General features: G+C 49.4%; 13 protein-coding genes. 5 read left to right on the forward strand and 8 right to left on the reverse strand.

What is annotated here, in order from left to right; translation table 11 throughout:
• The 3 genes from VIM87_RS00525 to VIM87_RS00535 form a co-directional block, all read right to left on the reverse strand.
• On the reverse strand, positions 1–2,054 hold a 2,054-nt coding region (locus VIM87_RS00525), incomplete at its 3' end, for a family 78 glycoside hydrolase catalytic domain (RefSeq protein ID WP_331995072.1).
• Between the two features lie 24 nt (positions 2,055–2,078).
• The gene (locus tag VIM87_RS00530; protein WP_331995073.1) at positions 2,079–3,578 is read right to left on the reverse strand and encodes a RagB/SusD family nutrient uptake outer membrane protein; all 1,500 of its coding nucleotides are present in this window, start codon (positions 3,576–3,578) and stop codon (positions 2,079–2,081) included.
• 17 nt (positions 3,579–3,595) lie between these two features.
• A complete protein-coding gene (locus tag VIM87_RS00535) occupies positions 3,596–6,727 on the reverse strand; it encodes a TonB-dependent receptor (RefSeq protein ID WP_331995074.1) in 3,132 nt (1,043 codons plus the stop codon).
• Between the two features lie 389 nt (positions 6,728–7,116).
• Between VIM87_RS00535 and VIM87_RS00540 the strand changes: the two genes are divergently transcribed.
• On the forward strand, positions 7,117–8,031 hold the full coding sequence (locus VIM87_RS00540) for an AraC family transcriptional regulator (RefSeq protein WP_331995075.1): 915 nt from the start codon (positions 7,117–7,119) through the stop codon (positions 8,029–8,031).
• A 29-nt stretch (positions 8,032–8,060) separates the two neighbouring features.
• Here VIM87_RS00540 and VIM87_RS00545 read toward each other — a convergent pair whose 3' ends face one another.
• Positions 8,061–10,463, reverse strand: coding sequence for an alpha-L-rhamnosidase C-terminal domain-containing protein (locus tag VIM87_RS00545; RefSeq protein ID WP_331995076.1), 2,403 nt, complete (start codon positions 10,461–10,463; stop codon positions 8,061–8,063).
• 237 nt (positions 10,464–10,700) lie between these two features.
• Here VIM87_RS00545 and VIM87_RS00550 point away from each other — a divergent pair, with 237 nt between their 5' ends.
• The 3 genes from VIM87_RS00550 (at position 10,701) to VIM87_RS00560 (ending at position 16,250) form a co-directional block, all read left to right on the forward strand.
• On the forward strand, positions 10,701–13,778 hold the full coding sequence (locus VIM87_RS00550) for a TonB-dependent receptor (protein ID WP_331995077.1): 3,078 nt from the start codon (positions 10,701–10,703) through the stop codon (positions 13,776–13,778).
• A 10-nt stretch (positions 13,779–13,788) separates the two neighbouring features.
• Positions 13,789–15,354, forward strand: coding sequence for a RagB/SusD family nutrient uptake outer membrane protein (locus tag VIM87_RS00555; protein ID WP_331995078.1), 1,566 nt, complete (start codon positions 13,789–13,791; stop codon positions 15,352–15,354).
• Positions 15,355–15,428: 74 nt separating this feature from the next.
• The gene (locus VIM87_RS00560) at positions 15,429–16,250 is read left to right on the forward strand and encodes a phytanoyl-CoA dioxygenase family protein (protein ID WP_331995079.1); all 822 of its coding nucleotides are present in this window, start codon (positions 15,429–15,431) and stop codon (positions 16,248–16,250) included.
• A 16-nt stretch (positions 16,251–16,266) separates the two neighbouring features.
• On the opposite strand, the gene VIM87_RS00565 is transcribed toward VIM87_RS00560, so the two are convergent.
• Both VIM87_RS00565 and ribD read right to left on the reverse strand, forming a co-directional pair.
• A complete protein-coding gene (locus VIM87_RS00565; RefSeq protein WP_331995080.1) occupies positions 16,267–16,875 on the reverse strand; it encodes a YigZ family protein in 609 nt (202 codons plus the stop codon).
• A 91-nt stretch (positions 16,876–16,966) separates the two neighbouring features.
• Positions 16,967–18,004: a bifunctional diaminohydroxyphosphoribosylaminopyrimidine deaminase/5-amino-6-(5-phosphoribosylamino)uracil reductase RibD gene (gene ribD / locus VIM87_RS00570; protein ID WP_331995081.1), complete on the reverse strand. Its 1,038-nt coding sequence runs from the start codon at positions 18,002–18,004 to the stop codon at positions 16,967–16,969.
• A gap of 59 nt (positions 18,005–18,063) precedes the next feature.
• On the opposite strand from ribD, the gene prmC reads away from it, so the two are divergent.
• The gene (prmC, locus tag VIM87_RS00575; protein ID WP_331995082.1) at positions 18,064–18,954 is read left to right on the forward strand and encodes a peptide chain release factor N(5)-glutamine methyltransferase; all 891 of its coding nucleotides are present in this window, start codon (positions 18,064–18,066) and stop codon (positions 18,952–18,954) included.
• A gap of 389 nt (positions 18,955–19,343) precedes the next feature.
• Here prmC and VIM87_RS00580 read toward each other — a convergent pair whose 3' ends face one another.
• Both VIM87_RS00580 and VIM87_RS00585 read right to left on the reverse strand, forming a co-directional pair.
• A complete protein-coding gene (locus VIM87_RS00580; RefSeq protein ID WP_331995083.1) occupies positions 19,344–19,754 on the reverse strand; it encodes a biopolymer transporter ExbD in 411 nt (136 codons plus the stop codon).
• 96 nt (positions 19,755–19,850) lie between these two features.
• Positions 19,851–20,066 (reverse strand): MotA/TolQ/ExbB proton channel family protein (locus VIM87_RS00585; protein WP_331995084.1); only part of this gene is annotated, 216 nt, incomplete at its 5' end.

A 20,066-nucleotide genomic window follows, 5' to 3' on the forward strand; every position in this document is an offset into this window, starting at 1 on the left:
GCATAATAGCCTTCTTTTTTATTCAGGAACTTATCGTTGAAAGCCAGCTTCACTTTTTCGCCCAGCTCCTTAAATGCGCTTACATCGGCTGTATTACCGGTGATGGTGGCAAAGCGTTCCATCACGGTAAGCAGGTGATAATAGAAAGCAGTACCCAGGTAATCACCGGCAGTTTTACGTGCAGGGTCTTTCGAGTGAATGAGCTCCGGCGATTCCGGAGGCATGCACCAGTCGCCATAGGTATCTTTTGTGAGAATGTAATCCTTCATGTATTTATCCTTCATGTAGTACATCCACTTTTTCATGGAAGCATAGTGTTTGCGCAATGGCTGATCGTCCCCATACTGCTCATACAGCAGGTTGGCGATGATCAGGTAGGCCGCCGGCCAGGTCATGTTATCCGAATATATTTTCCAGTAAGTGGGCGCCACATCGGGCACACTGCCCTCGGGCTTTTGCGCATCTTCTATATCCTGCAGCCATTTGGCGTACAGCATATGGTTATCGAAAATAAAGCTCTCTCCCCTGGCGCCTACAGCACGGTCGCCCAGCCATCCCATACGCTCATCACGCTGCGGGCAATCCGTAGGCATGCCGCGGTAGTTGCCGCGTATGCCCCAGTAGGCGTTCTTATATATTTTATTGATCACTTCATTAGAGGTTTCAAACCGGCCGGTAGTTTCCATTTCATCATACACCACCCTGCCTTCAATGGCGGCCAGGTCCGGCTTGCCGGGATAGCCTGTTACCTCCACATAACGGAAACCATGATAGGTGAAACGAGGCTCCCATTCTTCTGTGCCTTCCCCCTTTAGTGTATAGATGTCCGTTACTTTTGCTGAGCGGAGGTTATCCATATACAGGGTACTGTCATCTTTCAGGCGTTCCGCAAACCGCAGGCTTACTTTGGCGCCTTTCTCTCCTTTTACTTTAAGATGCACCCAGCCTACAAAGTTCTGTCCCATATCGTAAATGAACATACCGGGTTTGATCTCTTTCACACTTACCGCTTTCACGGTATCCATCACTTTAATATTATTATTGGGCTGCGCTACCAGCAGCTGTGCAGGTTCTTCTACCAGCTGCACCGGCAGCCAGTTAGCAGCGTTATATCCCGGCTGCGCCCACCCTGTAAGCTCTTTGGTGGCATCGTACTCTTCACCGTCATACTCATTATTAGCGATAACAGGCCCTGCGGCGGTTAACTTCCAGCTATCGTCTGTGATCACGCTGCCCGTGCTGCCATCGCCATATACAAGGTTCAGCTGGCAGATCATTTTAGGATAACCGTAGTTTGTTATGTTGGGTATCCGCATATGAAAGAAGCGGCCGTTACCGAGGATGGCGCCGATCGCATTATTGCCTTCTTTTAATTCAGCGGTTACATCAAAGGTGTTGTAAAATACGCGCTTGTTATATTCGGTGGGGCCTGGCGCCAGCACCTGGTCTCCGATCTTTTTGCCATTAATGTACAGCTCATATAATCCCAGTCCGCTGATATAAGCGGTGGCGCGCTTTACCTTTTTGCCAACGGGAAATTCTTTCCTGAGATAACGTGCCGAAAGGCGGGTGAAGGTGTCTGTAGGTTTTTCCCAGGTGAAAGCGGAATCGAGCCCTATCCATTTTGCCTGCCAGTCTGTGGGCTGCAACAGTCCTACGCTCCAGCTGGCAGGCTTGCTCCAGCCGGATTCTTTACCGTCATTTGTCCACACTTTCACTTTCCAGTAACATTGCGCGCCACTGCTGAGCGGCTTACCTGCATAGGCTACATTAATGGATTGATCAGAGCTTACTTTCTCTGAGTTCCAGAGATCTGCTTTATCATTGTTCAATGCATCTTCAGAAGAGGCTACCATAAGCTGGTAGGCCGCCTGTTCGATGCCCCTGCCGCTGCTTTCTATCTCCCAGCTTAAACGGGGAGCGCTAATATCAATACCTGACGGGTTTTCGCGGAATTCACAGCGCAGGTGCGCCAGTGTAAGGTCATTGCTGGTTTGCTTACAGGAGTAGATCAATACTACCGGCAGGACTAAAAGAAGGATCCGTTTTATCATGCTGTTGTATTTAAATAATAAATGCTATTGTGGGTTCTGTTCAAGGTTATCGAGATTTACATCTGTTTGCGGTAGGGGCAGCAGCAAACGGTTGTTGCTTACCTGGTAAGCGTTTGAGGGTATGTAAGTATGCTGCTGTTTTTCCTTCACACCATGTGCGTTCATGACGGTAACGGCATTGCCTGAACGTACCAGGTCGTACCAGCGGTGGTTCTCAAAAGCCAGCTCTACCTGTCTTTCATGGAACAGCGCAGTTCTGAATGCAGCCTGGCTGTTCACTTCCGCGGCTGTTTTGTTTGGCAGGCCTGCCCTTGTTCTCACCTGGTTCAGGAGGTCAAATGCTTCACCGTTGGCCACAAAGCCCTGCTCGTTCAGGCATTCAGCGATCATCAGCAACACATCTGCATAACGCAGCACGGGAAAATTATCGTTGGTGCGTCCTACTTCCGTGAAGCCATGGTTATACTTTTTTACATAAGGAATGTTCACAAAAACACCGTTGCTGGTATAACCTTCTGCAAGGGATGCTGCCTTGCGTTTGTCGCCTGCTTCATAGGCGGCGATCATGTCCTGTGTAGGAATATTCCAGCCGGAGCCGCTGCCGTTGATGCCTGTTTTGGTATCGCCGGTTACCGCGCTGCCCGATGTATAAGGGGCAAACGTGTACATGAAGCTGCTGAACAATCCTGTTTGTGAGCCCAGGTACTGGATCTCGAAAATGGATTCGGGCCCGTTCTTTTTATTCGGGTCAAAGATATCAGCATAATTAGGCACCAGCTGGTATCCCAGGGCAGTAACTTTGCGCAGCTCCGTTAAGGCTTCGGCGTATTTCTTTTGTGTGAGGTATACTTTGCCCAGCAGGGTGCTTGCCGTGCCGGAGCTTGCCCTTCCTACATCGGCGCCGTTATATTTTGCAGGCAGCTTTGCAGCAGCAGCGGTAAGGTCGGATATTATAACGGCATATACCTGATCTACGCTTGCACGTCCTTTGGAAAGCGACGAATCGGGCGATTGTACGGAATTCAGGCGTAAGGGCACACCGCCGAACTGACGTACCAGGTTAAAATAATGAAAGGCCCGCAGGAACTGCACCTCGCCGGTATACTGGTTGCGTGCAGCGTCGGACATGGTTACTTCGCTGATATGCGCCAGTACATCGTTACAGCGGGAGATGCCGATATAGCTATCCTGCCAGAAGTTACGGATACATTCGGCGGTAGCGCCTACCAGGAATTCATCTACAAATTCCCACTGCTCCCTTCCCCTGTCGGCGTTGTTGTATTGGAAAGCGCTGTTATCTGATCTCATTTCGCCGAAGATCCAGTAGCTTTCACGGCCCAGGTCCTGCAGTATGTTGTAAGCTGCATTCACGGCCTGTTTGATCTCGTCTTCATTCTTGTAAAATACATTGCTGTTGATGGTGGCTTCCGGGTTCAGGTCCAGGAAATTTTTGCCGCAGCTGGTGGTCAGCAGTACTGCCATCAGCGTGATGAGGATATATTGGAAAAATCTTTTTCCTTGCATAACAGATGATTTTGCGGTTAAAAGGACAGGTTAAGGCCCAATGTGAACGTACGTGCTATCGGGTAGTTAGTAAAATCCTCACCGGGTGTAAGGGCGGTGCTGGTGGCGTTGCCCGAAACAGTTTTACGGCTTACTTCCGGGTTGGCGCCGCTGTAGCCTGTAAAGGTGTGCAGGTTCTGTACACCGGCATACAGCCTTGCGCCGCTGATGAACTTTGTATGTTCCAGCCACCTTCTGCTGAAGTTGTAGCCCAGCGTAATGTTCTGGATACGCATGAAAGAGGAGCTTTCTATCCAGGAGGAATTCACATCGCGGTAAATCACCCTTGCGCCATTGGTAGTTGGCGTAACGCCATCTCCTGGCTGCTCCGGCGAGCGCCAGCGGTTCAGCACTTTACGGTCTACGTTAAAAATGCCATCAATATTCAGCAGGTATTGATTGGCGGTTTTCATTACCTGCCCGCCCTGTGAGCCTACTAATACAATACCCAGGTCAAAGCCTTTATAGCTGAAATTATTCGTAAGGCCCCAGATGAACCTGGGATTAGGATCGCCGATGATGGCAAAGTCATTCACCGGTTCTATGATGCCGTTACCATCCACATCTTTATACTTGATAGAGCCTACTACAGAGGTAACGTGCTTAGGCGAGCGGTTAAGATCGTCCTGGTCTTTATAAACGCCTTCCACCACATAACCGTAGAACAGGCCTACCGGTTTGCCTACTTCTGTAATATGCTGGAAAGAGCCTTCGCCACTGCGGCCGCTGTAAATAGGATCGTTCTTGGCATTTAATGCCAGCACCTTGTTACGGTTAAATGCAATGTTGGCGTTAGTGGTCCATTTCAATGCACCATCCAGGTTATCGCTGTTGATGCCTATTTCAATGCCCTGGTTCTTTATTTTACCGGAGTTGATGATCACGTTCGTGTAACCGGATGACAGCGGGATCTCCGAATTGTATAACATGCCTTTGGTGATACGCCGGTAATAATCAACCGTAAGGTTTATGCGGTTGCCGAACAGGCCTGCATCCAACCCTACATCCAGCTGGGACGATTCTTCCCAGGTAAGGTCAAAATTGCTCAGGGAAGATGCGCTTCTGCCATTGGCGATCTGGCCGCCGAAAGCATAGTTATAAGCGGCAATGTTAGACATGTAAGTGTAGTTACCGATATTATAATTACCTGAAAGGCCATAGCTGGCGCGCAGCTTCAGGTCGCTCAGCCAGGAAACGCGTTTCAGGAATTCTTCTTCTGAAGCGCGCCAGGCAATAGCGCCGGAAGGGAATGTACCATAACGGTTGTTGTAACCGAAGCGGGAAGAGCCATCGGAACGCACGGTTGCAGTGAACAGGTATTTATCTTTCAGCGAATAGTTGATCCTGCCCAGGTAAGAAAGCACCGCCCATTCCTGCACATCCTGCGAATAGGAAGGAATGGTGGCGGCAGCGCCAATGGGCTGGATCTTGTCATCCGGATAGTTGGAAGCGTTGATCTGCAGAAAATCCTGGCGCTCCTTCTGCGCAGTATAACCCAGTACCACGTTCAGCGCATGATCTTTTCCAAAGGTTTTATCGTATGACAGCAGCATTTCCGTGAGCCAGTTCATTGCATTGGCTTTTGACTGGGAAGAGTTGGGAATGCTGGGCGGCGGATTATTTACCCCGCCTAAAAAAGAAGGATTGAATACAAAAGTAGAGCCGTTACCGTAGTTCACATTAAAGCTGGCCTTTGCCTTCAGCCCGTTAATGATCTCGTATTCGCCATAAATATTGCCAAGGCCATTAAAGCTCTTTACATTGGTTACGCCAAACTCCAGTGAATTCAAAGGGTTGGCAGCGCTGAACATGCCGGGCGAGCTGATGTAAGGCGTACGCTGCCCGTTATTGTCATACACGGGTATCAATGGACTAAGCCAGAGGCTTTGCGTAAGCACATCGGTAAAGCTGTTCTCAAAATTGTTCACCTGCTGAGTGCTGTAGGTAGGCGCCAGGTTAAGACCTATCTTCACTTTGCGGCCTATACGGCTTTCGATATTTGCCCGTACGCTGTAGCGGTCATAACCGGTGTAACGTACTACGCCATCCTGGGTATAATAACCTGCTGAAAAATTATATTTCGTATTCTCTGTACCACCGCTAACGCTCAGGGTAGTATTATGCTGCAATGCTTTTTTCAGTACGGTATTGTACCAGTTGGTACCGGCGCCATATTGTTCCGGGTTGCGGTATTCTTCCGGTATATCGGCATCCGTAGCGGTTTGCCCGCGGGATGCAAAATCATCTATAATAATATCTTTCCTGAACTGGGCAAACTCGCGCGCATTCAGCATTTGCGGCCGTCCCTTCTGAGGCACTTCCTGGAAGCCGGTATTTGTGTTAAGGCTTACACGCGGCACACCGCTTTTGCCATGTTTGGTAGTAACCACTACTACGCCGTTAGAGCCACGGGAGCCATAGATGGCGGTGGAAGAAGCATCTTTCAGTACCGTGATGGATTCGATATCATCCGGGTTGATGATGTTCAGCGGACTGGCTTGCTGGCCGAAACCGGATGACAAAGGAAAACCATCTACTACATACAATGGATCGCTGCCTGCGCCTATGGAGCCCGAGCCCCTGATGCGCACGGCTGCGCCACCGCCGGGTGTACCGGTTACGCTGCTTACCTGCACGCCGGGTACTTGTCCGGTTAGTTTCTGATCCATACCTGCTACCGGCAGATCCTGCAGCTGTTTGCCGCTTACATTGGCCACAGCGCCGGTAAGGTCTTTCTTTTGCTGGGTGCCGTAGCCGATCACCACTACTTCGTTTAGCCCCGCAGTAGAGGTGATCAACCGTACATTAATAACCGGCTGGCTGCCTACCTGCACACGTTTTTCATCATAACCTATATAATGAAAAGAAAGCACATCGCCGGCAGCAGCGGCAATGCTGAACTGCCCGCCGGTATTGGTTTGTGTGCCTTGTGATTTACCGGCTATCTGCACGGTAACGCCAGGCAAAGGGTTGCCGGAAGAATCGGTTACCTGTCCGCTGACAGTGCTCTTTTGCTGTGCGGTGGCACACAGGCAGCAGAGCATGAACACCAGGTTGCACAGGAAAACAGGCCAGCGTTTCGTTTGTTTGTTGGTAATGCTGTTGTACATAACGGGAATGGGTTTAGCTGTTAGGAATGGATATGCAAAGAGATATCCCTGCCTTCCGGATGATGGCGGAGGCAAAACATAAAGACGGTTTACAATATGGTATTAGCTATCTATGAAAGCTACCTGTATGCATGATAATAGTGGTGATACTTTTTCATAACCGAGGAATTTTTTTGTGTTTTAGTTTAAATAATATGGCATGGCAGGAGAAGGCTCTCCTGAAATAACTGAGTACATTTGAAGGTGAGGTCAAATTAGAATAAAAATTCAGGGCAACTATCCTATACTATCTTAAGCGCGGTTGAATATTATTTTACTAAATTTAAATAGCGCAGGCAGCAAGCCGGGGATAATAGCCGCTCCATTATTTAAATACCTGCATCCACGCAATGAATAATAATTTCTTTAAGTATCTCAGTATTGGACCAACTGAGGAAAGATGGGGAATGTATGTTACTACGGCAGGCTATTCCAAAGTAGCCCCGCATGAACATTATCCCAACCAGGAACATCCAAGCAGCCACCATCTTACCTGGAACAGGGGCCGGATCCTTAACGACTATTACATGATATTCATATCCCGGGGCCGGGGTGTTTTCTGCTCTGCGCTTACCCCGCCGGTGGAAGTGGAAGCCGGCACCTGCTTCTTTTTATTTCCCGGCGTATGGCACCGTTATAAGCCGGATGCAAAATCCGGCTGGGAAGAGCATTGGGTTGGTTTCCACGGGTATTATGTAAAACAGCTTATGGACAAAAATTTCTTCAATCCCGCAAACCCATGTGTGCACATTGGCCTGAATAAGGATCTGCTGGTATTGTTCAACCAGATCACGGATAGTGTAAAAGCATCCTTTATCGGGTATGCGCAGCAGATTGCAGGCGTTACCCTGCAAATGCTGGGCATTGCCCATACCGCTGCCGTGAACAAACAGCAGGATATTAACCCGGTGGAAAAGCTGATATCCAAAGCAAAATTCCTGCTGCAGGAATCCTATGAGCAATCCGTTGACCTGCAGGAGCTGGCCAGCCAGCTGCCAATGGGCTACTCTGCATTCAGAAAAAATTTTAAGCTGATCACAGGTGTGTCCCCGCATCAATACCATCTTGAGCTGCGCCTGAACAGGGCTAAACATTTACTGGAATCCACCGTGCTTAATATAAATGAAATTGCAGATCAAACCGGATTCGAATCTATCTATTATTTCTCCAAGCTTTTTAAAAGAAAAACCGGCCTGTCACCTAATGAATACCGGAAAAAATTTCTTCAGTCGCCGCAGCAATACTTTGAGAACAACTATGAATAAATATCCCTGGTGCGCTGTACAGGCGCAGGTCAGGGGTGGTCAAAAAACAGCCCGGCAAGAGCGGCATTTTTACCCCTTACCTGGTTTACCCTTATACGTACCGGGCGGTCTACCGTAAAGCGCAGGTACTTTCCTTTTTCATAATGTTCTATAAGCTGTACCGGCGCCAGTATTGCCAAGGTATCCAGGTCAAATATTTCCACTGCAGATCTGCGCTGCTGCGCATCCGGGTCCAGGAAATACAGAGAGATACATACCGGGTGTTTTTCTTTAAGCGGCAGGTCTATGGTAAAGGTTTGCTGTGTGGGAAGCGGATCGCGGGTAATAATAGCGCTGGCTGTTCTGCCGGTGTCAGCGTTTTGCCAGCGGATAAACCCTGCTTTATTGGTTGTTATGCTGCCGATGCAGGGAGGCAAATGGCTTTCATCTACCCGGGCTCCTTCTTCAAAAAATGCAAAACCATCCTTTCCGTATTTTCCCCTCCAGCTGCCGGAAGTAACGCTGTCCTGTATAAAGGTGTGCAGGCGCCAGCTAAGCGGCGGCTCCTGCAAGGCGCTGCTGTTAAGCATTCCCCGGTATTGAATGCGTATAACATAACGGCCCGGCTGCAGGTTGCTTACATACACATAATTGCTATCCTCAACGGCTGTATTGTATAAACGGTTGTTAATACGCAGCTGCGCAATTTTTCTGCCGCCTTTAGGAAGCCCCACCTTCACCGCCTGCGTTCCGGGAGGAACTGTTAGCTCGCATTGGCCGGATCTTATATCAAAAGAGGCCGCTATATTGCCGGAAGGCGCAGGCACCACGCCTTTTACATACGTAAGTCCGTTTTGCAGGTAGGGCTTAACAACAAACTGTTTAAAACCCGGCGCTGCAGACCGTATTCCCAGTATATTTTGGGAAAGCCAGCAGGTTACGCCCGCGCCCCAGGGATGCGCCAGGCTCGTATAGCCGCACTGGTTATTTGGCGGTGCATCATTCGGTTTTAAAATGGCGTTCCAGGATGGCCGGTACACTTCAAAAAAAGAGGTGCCGCCATAGTGCAGCTGTCCGCCCCAGCAATCACGGATAGTGGTAAGCGCCTGCGGGATAAAGCTGCTGCGCGCCATTGCCTGGATAATAAAATACTGGTTAAAAGGCGAATAGGATAGCCGGTTAAGCCGGTCCTTAAAACATGCTGCTGCCTGCTGTAACACACCCGGATCTGTTAACCCTGCATTCAGGGCTTCCGCAATTGCATGCACACCGTAGCGCTCAAATGAAGCGCTGCCGTTGCTAAGCCCTGCTGTTTTTTCAGCGGCATAACGGCTAAATAATAAAGCTGCTGCGGTGTCACCCGCGGCAAGCATGGCAGCGCTGAAATCTTTCCAGGCATGAATGCAAAGCATCTTATAGGCATTCTGGCACTCCTGCAGCTGCGGGTGCTCAAAACCGGCGCCCAGCCTTTCATCCCAGCCCATAAAGCCTAAGGATGGTATGCTGTCGTACTCCCGGTAAGCAAGCTTTAGCCGGCTGGCCGCTACCGGCAGCAGCGACTGCAGAAAGGCGGTATCGCCGGTATAATTAAAATAGTCTGCCAGGCTAAGCACCCAGTACAGTGAATAAGCAGGTATGTCATTATCCTTACCGGCAGTGCGCCTGATATTTTCCTTAACGGCGTTATAGTTGGCAAAAGCCACCAGCGATGCTGCCTGCGCGGGATAGGCATCGCCGGTCCAGGAATGGCGGTCGCTGCGCTCCATTAATATAGCGCCAAAATAATCCTGCATCAGGTTCAGCTTTACGGTATAGGCGCCGGTGTACCATATCCTGTTCAATACTGTATCGCTGCAGGAAAAGCTGCCCGCATAGTTCACCGGCTTTACCTGGCATACCAGCCGTACTTCTTTTATAGTAAAAGGGGCCGGCGCCTTATTGATATGGATCCAGCCAAACCTTACGCCTTCATACAACGCATCATTCAGCTCCAGCCGGTAGGTATTTCCATGTTTTACCGGTACGGCTGTTTTTACCGGGTGCGCTGCGCCGGCATTCACAATAGCAGGTTCATTGTATTCACTGATGCTCATGGTTATTTCAGTGCCGGCGGGTATATTATCTGCATCAAATTCCAGCCAGGCCGCGCTTTCCACGCCGAAATCAAACATCAGCGTTCCGGGCGCCTGCACATTAAAAGCCTTGTTGTGCTGTACAAAGGAGGTGGCAGGAGATGCCTTTGCTTTAAGCGGATAAAGCGTGTACACCTGCAGTGGATCGGTGTAATGCGGGTTTGCCCAGCGGTAACGGATCAGCGGGTCCGGCGAAGCGGGTACAGGCGGGGCATTGAATTGCCCGCCATGCAGCGGCCTGTAAGGTGTTGCGGATTGTGCAAGAACAGCACTGCCGGTAATGACCTGCAGAAAGAAAAGTATTATTGATATGCGCAGCATACCTTCAAAATTAATGACTGCGTTTATAAAGGCTTTTTCCAAAACGCGTTAATTTTTATCTTTTTTGTCTTTTCAGCGTGTGCTTACCATACCCTTTACCAGCAAACGTTCCGGGCAGCGGAACAAAAAAGAAAATATATCAGAAAGCACAAAAGAAGTAATGTTTTGTATATCCATCCCCGCTGCGGTTTCTGATAATTTTGACCTGTAATCATTACACAACCAAAATCACCCGTTATGAAAGAAATGGTCAATCTATGGCGGCCAAAACAATGGCTGCTCTTATTTATTTCATTGTCGGTAAGCAGCTTCTGTTTTGCGCAGCAGCAGGTAACGGTCAAAGGCACCGTTGTTTCCGATGCAGGTGAACCGCTTGCAGGCGTTACCGTTATTCCACAGGGTTTGTCCGGCGGCACTACTACAGATGCTGCAGGCAAATTCTCGATCAGGGTGCAGGATGGCGCCACCCTTGTTTTTTCATTTATTGGGTATGAGAAAAGCACCTTTGTAGCCGGCAAAGACGGGTTAACGGCCAGCATACGCCTGCTGCCCGGCCGCGCAACATTAAATGATGTTGTAGTGGTAAGCTATGGCACGCAAAGAAAGCGTGATATTACCGGCTCCATCAGCCAGCTGAAAGGAGCAGAGGTAAAAGATATGCCCGTAGCCAATGCAGGCCAGAAGCTGCAGGGCAAATTTGCAGGGGTGCAGATCAATCAAAACACCGGGCAGCCGGGCGCCAACCTCTCCTTTCGTATCAGGGGCGCAGCATCTATTAACGCGGGTAATAACCCGCTGATCGTTATTGACGGGTTTCCAAGCGAGAGCGGTCTTGAAACCATCAGCCCTAACGACATAGAAAGCATCAGCGTATTAAAAGATGCATCTGCCGCGGCCCTATATGGTTCAAGGGCCGCCAATGGCGTAATACTGGTAACCACCAAACAGGCTAAAACCGGGCAGCAAAATGTAACCTTCAGCGTGTACACCGGCCTGCAAACCGTTTCAAAAAGAGGCCGCCCTGATCTTATGAATGCAAGGGAATTTGCCGAGTTTAAGAAAGAGTATTATGAAGATGCTGCCCGCTATGAAGGTTATACCGGCGGTGTACCTGCCGCCTACCAGCACCCGGAGCAGATCGATCCCAATGGTGGCACCGACTGGTTCCAGGTATTGCTGCGGGATGCGCCCACGCAGGATTACAACCTGTCCCTTACAACCGGTACCGGCAAGCTTAAATCTGCCGTAAACCTGGATTACAACCGGCAGGATGGTGTTATGATCAATCAGTGGGCGGAAAGGTTCACCGGCAGGGCCAATAACATTTATAATGTTTCAGACCGGCTTACATTCGGATTTAACCTGGGCGTAACCTACCGCAACCAGAATATTACCCCGGGCCTGGGAGAAGGCCGGAATATTATACAGTGGGCTTACCTGATGGATCCTACTGTTCACTATCAGAATGCAGATGGCACCTATCCTATCGGCTTTTCACAGCCCGGTATGTTCTCTATGCCCAACTATTACCAGGTTTTACGCCTGAGCGTGAACCGTACCAAAAACCTTACACTGCTTTCAAACGCTTATGCAAGCTATGAATTGGCAGATGGCTTAAAGTATAAGATAAGCGCTAACATCAATACAGATAATTCCATTTACCGTTCTTTCGCCCCCTCTACTGTAAGGGGCGGCGCGCAGCCTGCTTCTTCGGCCGACGCCAATTACAATACCAGCAGCTTCCTTTCCTGGCTGCTGGAGCATACGCTTACCTATACCAAAACATTTAATGCCAAACACAACCTGGATGCTTTTGTAGGATACAGTGCTCAGAAATCCGATTTTGAGAACAGCAGCATCAACGGCGCACAGTTCCCGGACGATAATATACAATGGCTGAATGTGGCCGCCAGCCGCATAGGTAATGTAGCCGCCAGCGATTATTCACTGGTATCGCTGATAGGCCGGATAAATTATAATTATGCTGAAAAGTACCTGCTGTCCCTGGCATTCAGAAGGGACGGCTCTTCCAAATTCGGCTCCAACACCAAGTACGGCAACTTCCCTTCCGTTTCTGCCGGCTGGGTGCTTTCTGAAGAGAATTTTATGAAAGGGCTTAAGCAGCTCAGCTACCTGAAAATAAGAGGCAGCTGGGGAAAGGTAGGTAATAACAATATCGGCACCTACACGTACCTGGCAGGCATTAACCAGAACAATTACGTATTCAATAATCAGCTGGCGGCCGGCAGCCGCCCGGATGGCATTGGTAACCCTAACCTTACCTGGGAAGCCACTACCGGCTATGACCTGGGCGCCGACATAGGCCTTTTTGACAACCGGCTTTCTTTAACCTACGATTACTACCACAAAAAAACAGACGGGCTTTTATATGCAATAGACATACCGGTACAATCCGGTTTTAGCAGCGTAACATCCAATGTGGGCAGGTTCGATTTCTGGGGCCATGAGATCACCGTTGAAAGCAGGAACCTTACAGGAAAGTTAAAATGGACCACCTCCCTGAATATTTCCTTTGACCGTAATATTGTAAAACAGCTGGGCACCAGCAATGCGCCTATAGGCGGTTACCAGGAATATTGGGATGATAACAGGACCGCGGTGGGCCACCCCATAGGTTTGTTTTACGGTTATGTAAATACCGGCGTGTACATGACACAGGAGGAGTTTGAAACGCAGCCGCATGGCGCCACCTCTATGGTAGGCACGGCGAGGTTTGCCGACATAAGCGGCCCCGAAGGAAAGCCGGATGGAAAAATAGATATTAACGACCGCACCTGGATAGGCAACCCCAATCCTGATTTTATATACGGCATCACCAACCAGCTTAGCTACGGGAACTTTGATTTTTCAATGGTACTGGCCGGCTCTGTTGGTAATGATATTGCAGATGATGCTTTCCAGTCAACCGAAAACCTGGACGGTGTATTCAACGTAAGAAAAGGAGTAGCGCGCCGCTGGCGTTCGGAAGAGGATCCCGGCGACGGCATTTACCCGAGAACCCGCTCCGGCACTACGGCCGATTTCCGCAACTTCACCACGCGCCAGGTATTCAGCGGCACTTACCTGATGGCCAAGAACATTACACTGGGCTACACCTTTACGCCCAAAAAACAATCGCTTATCAAAAGCGCAAGAGCTTACCTCACCGCGCAGAACGCGTTTACGTTCACCAAATATCCCGGCATGAACCCGGAGGTTAGCTTTCAGGGGCTTAATGGGATTAACCAGGGGCGCGACTTTACGGCCTTTCCCATTGCAAAAGTGTATGCCATTGGCTTAAATGTAAATTTTTAAAAGGAACGTTATGAAAAATAAACTAAGCTATAATCTGCGTCCCGGCCTTTGGGCTTTACTGGCAGGCATTCTGCTGGTCTCCTGCGGAAAAGATTTCCTGAACGTGTATCCGGAAACCTCTTTAAGCTCCGCCAGCTTTTACCAGACCCAGGCCCAGTTTGAGCAGGCGCTGGTAGCGGCTTATGCGCCCCTGCGCAGCATTGTGAACACCGGTGTGTATATGGATGAGATGCGGTCTGATAATACTTTCTTTACGCGGTACAGCGCTAACCGCGGCTTTGAGCCCAGCAGGGAATCCCTGCCGGAGATCCTTGACGACGCTAATTCCAGCGCAGTGGTGAACTCACCCGGCAACCGTTATGGCGATGATTATTCCGGCATTGCCATGATAAACATCATCCTTTCCCGGCTTGAAAAAATAGCGCTTCCGGCAGGCGCAAAAGACTCCATTGCCGGAGAAGCGCTTTTCCTGCGCGCATTCTATTATTTCGATCTTGTGCAGCACTACGGCGGGGTACCGCTTCACCTGGAAGAGATCACCGCACCTGACCAGTCCTTTAAACCCAGGAACACCGTTAACGAAGTATATGCACAGATCATCAGCGACCTGGAAGAAGCTATTCCCAGGCTGCAGGTAGCGGCCAGCTTTCCGCAAAGCGGCAGGGCTACCAAAGGCGCTGCTAAAATGCTGCTGGCATATGTTTATATGTCTGCTCCGGATAAGAACTATGCTGCCGCAGAAACGGAGCTGCTGGATATAACACATATGAACTATACGCTGCTGCCTGGCTATGCAGCGGTATTTGACCCTGCCAACAAGAACAACAGCGAATCTATTTTTGAAGTACAATACCTCTCAGATCTTGTAAGCGGCCAGCAAAGCAGCTTTGCCTGGGCATTTGCACCCAAAACCACCAATCCTGATTTCCTGATGGGATATAAAGGCAGCTCTATGAACATTTTCAGCGGATGGAATGTACCCACCCAGGAAATGGTAAGCTCCTATGAAACCGGCGACCTGCGCCTGAATGCCTCCATAGCAGTGGTGGAAGGCAGCATCAGCGGCGTGGAAGATTTTACCGCCACTGCTGTTAAAAACCCGGCAGGCTATACGCCGCAACCGGGAAAAAGTTTCTTTTACATGATAAAGAAATATTATCACCCGCCTTATATATCGGAGTTCAATACGCCTGAAAACTGGCCTGTGTACCGCTATTCCGGCGCATTGTTGCTGCTGGCCGAATGCCTGGTAAGGGAAAATAAGGCCCAGGAAGCCCTGCCCTATGTGAACCGCGTTAGAACAAGGGCCGGCCTGCCCGCACTTACCACTGCCACGCTTGACAATATAGCCGATGAAATGCGGCATGAGCTGGCTTTTGAGAACCACCGCTGGACAGATCTTATACGGCTGGGCAAGGCAATACCGGTTATTAAAGCAAAAGGCGACCGGTTAAAAACCATCTATCCCTGGCTTTTACCCAATTCTTTTAACATAACGGAAAACCGGCTTATATACCCGATCCCTTTCCGGGAAATACAGATCAATCCACAGCTAACACAAAACCCCGGCTACTAACGCGGCCGGTTAAACGTTAAGCGGTGTAAGAACAGTGAACCGGGAACAGATTTCTTAACCGTTAAAACATATGTATGCATACAGCGCTCTCAAAAGAACAAATAGATGCTTACCGCCGCGATGGTTTCCTGGTAGTGGAAAATTTCCTGTCGCCGGAGGAGCTTGACCATTGGAGAACAGCCGTAACCGAAGCAGTAGCGGAACGTAAGGGCCGGAAAATGCCGGCCAGGGAAACCAAAACAGGTGAAGAGGATGGGATTAACAAGGAAAGTGACTATTTCGGCAAAGTGTTTGACCAGCTGCTGAACCTCTGGCAAACCAATGATAAGGTTAAAAAGATCATGCTGGATGAAAAGCTGGGCGGGATGGTGGCCGCCTTAGCCGGCTGGGAGGCTACCCGTATCTGGCACGACCAGGCGCTGATAAAAAGACCCTGGGCCAACCCAACCTCCTGGCACCTGGATACGCCTTTCTGGTCTTTCAGCGACCGCCGCGCATTGTCCATCTGGGTAGCGCTGGATGATGCAACACTTGAGAATGGCTGTCTTTATTTTATTCCCGGCTCTTACCACAGCACCGGGTTTGAGAACCCGGGCATCGGGAAAAATATGGATGCTGTTTTTGAGTTTTACCCGGCTTTTCTGCAGGCCCGGTCTGTTGCAGCGCCTATGAAAGCCGGCAGCTGCTCGTTCCACAACGGGCTCACCATACATGGTGCAGGCGCCAATATGACCGGCGGTTTCCGGCGTGCAATGACCTGCGCCTATATGCCGGACGGCGCTGTTTTTAACGGCATCCAGAATATACTAACAGATGAGCAGGTGAGCCAATTAAAGCCGGGGGATCTTTTAAATAACGATGAGCAGAATCCGCTGATCTTCAGGAAGGGCGGATAAGGGGATATTGTAAGGGTCATTTACCGGCCTTGCTTTCCCTTATCTCCAACCCGTAGATCTCTTTCAGCCGCAGCAGGCACAGCTCCTTATTGGCCAGGGGCACGCCTATTTCCATTGCGCAAAACAGCTGCAGCTCCTGTGAAAGGATGCTGCAGTTGTTTTGTTTTACGGTATTCATCACCTCATTCAGGATGGTATAGTCAAAGCTGAGCTGGAACTTTCGCTCCACATTTTTTTGCACGGCGGGTATCAGCTGCAGCACCAGGGCTGTAGCCATTTTATAGGCGTTAATGAGGCCGGGTGCGCCCAGCAGGGTACCGCCAAAATAACGCACTACGATCACTAAGGTATCAGTTAGCTGTTTGCTGTCTATTTGCCCCAGTATGGGTTTGCCTGCCGTGCCGGAAGGTTCGCCATCATCGCTGGCGCGGAACTGCAAACCATCTGTACCCAGGCGGTAAGCAAAACAGTGGTGGGTGGCTTTGGGGTGTTCTTTTTTAACAACCAGCAGGCATTCTTTTACATCGTCTGTATTTTTTACCGGGAAAGCGTATGCAATAAATTTACTGCCTCTGTCCTTATATTCTGCGGTGGCTGTTTTCTCAATCGTAAAATAAACTTCCATTTTTTTTTAGTGGGCAGTTGGCAGTGGGCAGTTGGCAGTCAAGCGAAGATATACTGTTATATACTGCCAACTGCAAACTGCGGACTGCCAACTATTCTGTGTTTCTATAATATGTTATATTATCCCCCTGCAGGGTTGTTTGTTCCATTAATAATGCGCGGGGCAGTACCGGCGCCTTTACACCATCGGGCAGCATAGTGCTGCCATTAATAACCCGGGCTTCGTCCCACAGGCCGGCTTCTATAAAACGCTGTAACAGATACGCGCCCCCTTCAACCAGCACACTGTTAATATTCCTTTTATACAGGTGCTCCAGCACCTGCCCTAACAACGGCTGCCGGAAATCAATCTGCACAGTTTCCGTAAGGCCGTTGGCGCCTGATGCTTTTTCTGTAAAGAACCAGGTGGCTATGCTGCCATCCCACAGGTGATAATGCTGCGGTGTTTTCAGCTCCCGGTCTATTACTGCGCGCACCGGGCTTTTACCGGTCCACAGGCGGTTGTTGAGGCGGGGATCATCGGTAAGGGCGGTATTGGTGCCTACCAGAATGGCCATTTCCTCATTCCGCCAGCGGTGTACCAGCCGGTCGCTGTATTCATTGGAAATACGTACCGGCTCCCCGCTGAGCGTGGCCATAAAACCAGCCGGGCATTGCGCCCATTTGAGCACAATATAAGGCCGTTTCTTTTCATGGTAGGTAAAGAAACGTTTGTTCAGCTCCCGGCAGGCCCTTTCCAGTACGCCAACCGTTACCTGTATGCCGGCCTGCTGCAGCTTTTCAATGCCTTTGCCGCTTACCTGTGAAAAGGTATCGGTACAGCCGATGACCACCCTGGCGATCCTTTCCTTCACGATCCTGTCGGCACAGGGCGGCGTTTTACCATGATGCGCGCAGGGCTCCAGCGTTACATACATGGTGCATTGGGGGATGAGGTATTTATCGGCTTCCGGCACCCGCTCAATACAATCCACCTCTGCATGCGCCTGGCCATATACCCGGTGGTAGCCTTCGCTGATAATACGGCCCTGGTGCACCAGCAGCGCCCCTACCATTGGGTTAGGCGCTACCCGGCCGGCGCCCAGCTGGGCCAGCTGCAGGCAGCGTTGCATAAAAAGTTCGTCGTGCATAGGGTTCATGCGCTGAACGTTGGTTATGTTTGCAAAAGTATTATTTTCAGACCATTTGCATGAACATACAAGCGGCATTTACCTATATCATCAATACCATCGCCCCTATTTATGAACCCAGGGAGGCGGCCAACATAGCTCATATAGTAGTGGAACATATTACCGGCCTCAATAAGCTGGACCGTATTGTGTATAAAGACCGGAACCTGGACCCCGGGCAGCAAAACCGGCTGGAAGAGGCGGTGGCTGCACTGCTGCAGCACCAGCCCGTACAATATGTAACCGGTACGGCCTGGTTTTATGGTATGGAGCTGCTGGTGAACCGCAATGTGCTGATACCCCGCCCGGAAACAGAGGAGCTGGTGGAATGGATCGTAAATGATGTGCAGATGGGCAAATATTCAAATATGCAGATGGGGACGAAGGATCTGCAGCTACTGGATATCGGCACCGGGAGCGGCTGCATTCCTTTAGCTTTAAAACAGGCGCTGCCGGCAGCTGGTGTATGGGGTATTGATGTGAGCGACGGCGCTTTAACCCTTGCAAAGGCCAATGCCGCCAAACAACAGCTGGATGTACATTTTACACAGGTAAATGTGCTGGATGAAGCGGCTACGGCCGCTTTACCCATGTTTAATATTATTGTGAGCAACCCACCTTACATTAAGCAGAGTGAACGTTTGGGCATGCAGCAGCAGGTGCTGGATTATGAGCCTTCCTTAGCGCTGTTTGTACCGGATGAAGATGCCTTATTATTTTACCGCCGTATTGTACAACTGGCTGGCAGCAAGCTTTCCAAAGGAGGCGCTTTATACTTTGAGATCAACGAAGCATTAGGATCCGAAGTAGTGAGCTTAATGGAAAAGGAAGGGTTTGCCAATGTGCAGCTGCGGCAGGATATTTTTGGAAAAGACCGCATGGTGAAGGGGGAAAACCTGCGCGATGTGTAGTGCTTTTTCCTAAGCAGTGAGGCCTTGTTGCCACAGTATTTCAGGGCTGTTTTTACTGTTAGGAGGGGAAAATTCAGTTATTCATCCTGGCATGATAATGGTGCATACTTAATCAAACGGACATTGATTTCCTAATTCACCTTATCCGTTTCCCTAAAAAGAAACAGTGATAAAAAACGAAAGGAATAAATGTTCTGAAAAGGAACGGTGATATCCTAATTAACCTTATCCTCTTTCCTTGTAAAAGGGAGATGATAAAAAACAAAAGGAATAAGCGTTCCGACCCTTAGAGGTCGATGAGAAAGTTAAAAAAATGAAGGCGATGAAGTTTGCAAAAATTGTAGTTTCACCTCCATCATTAAACTGATCATCGATCTCTTTTTTTATGCCTATTCCTTCCGGTTTGGATTTGCAGTAGCCAGTACTACTTTAGCCCCGATCTCACGCGCTACTTCCATTACTTTCACAATATCTTCTACAGGCACTGATCTTTCTGCATTGATCACGATGGTGGGATCTACATTTTCGCGGGCAATGGCCGGCACCAGCATTTGCTTCAGGCTTTCAAAAGGTATTCTATTGGTGCCGATGTAAAACTCTCTTTTATCGTTAATGCTCACCACTACTGTTTGTTTAGCCTTGGTGTTACTCTTGGCTTTAGGCAGGGTAAGCTTAATAACATTGGGATTAGCCAGGGTAGATACGATCAGGAAGAACAGCAGCAGAATGAACAAAATATCGTTCAAGGCCGAATTATGCAGCTCTACCTGCCGTTTTCCTCTTCTATCTCGTAAATTCATGAGTATGATTTTAGATCTTAGATTTTAGATTTACGATTTGAATTGGGCAGGTATTCGCTTAATTCAAATCTAAAATCTACAATCGTAAATCGTAAATTATCTTGTTGGTTCCTGTAAGATATCAATAAACTCTGCGGATGCAGCTTCCATCTTATTGATCACTTTATCTATCTGCGCATTCAGGAAGCTGTAACAGATGTATGCAACGATACCGATTATTAACCCGGTAGCAGAGGTGATCATTTTTACATAGATACCGCCGGCAATGGTGCCCAGGGTAATATCAGAGGTAATGGAAATGTTAAAGAAGGT

The organism is Chitinophaga sp. (assembly GCF_036569125.1).
Taxonomy (GTDB): Bacteria; Bacteroidota; Bacteroidia; order Chitinophagales; family Chitinophagaceae; genus Chitinophaga.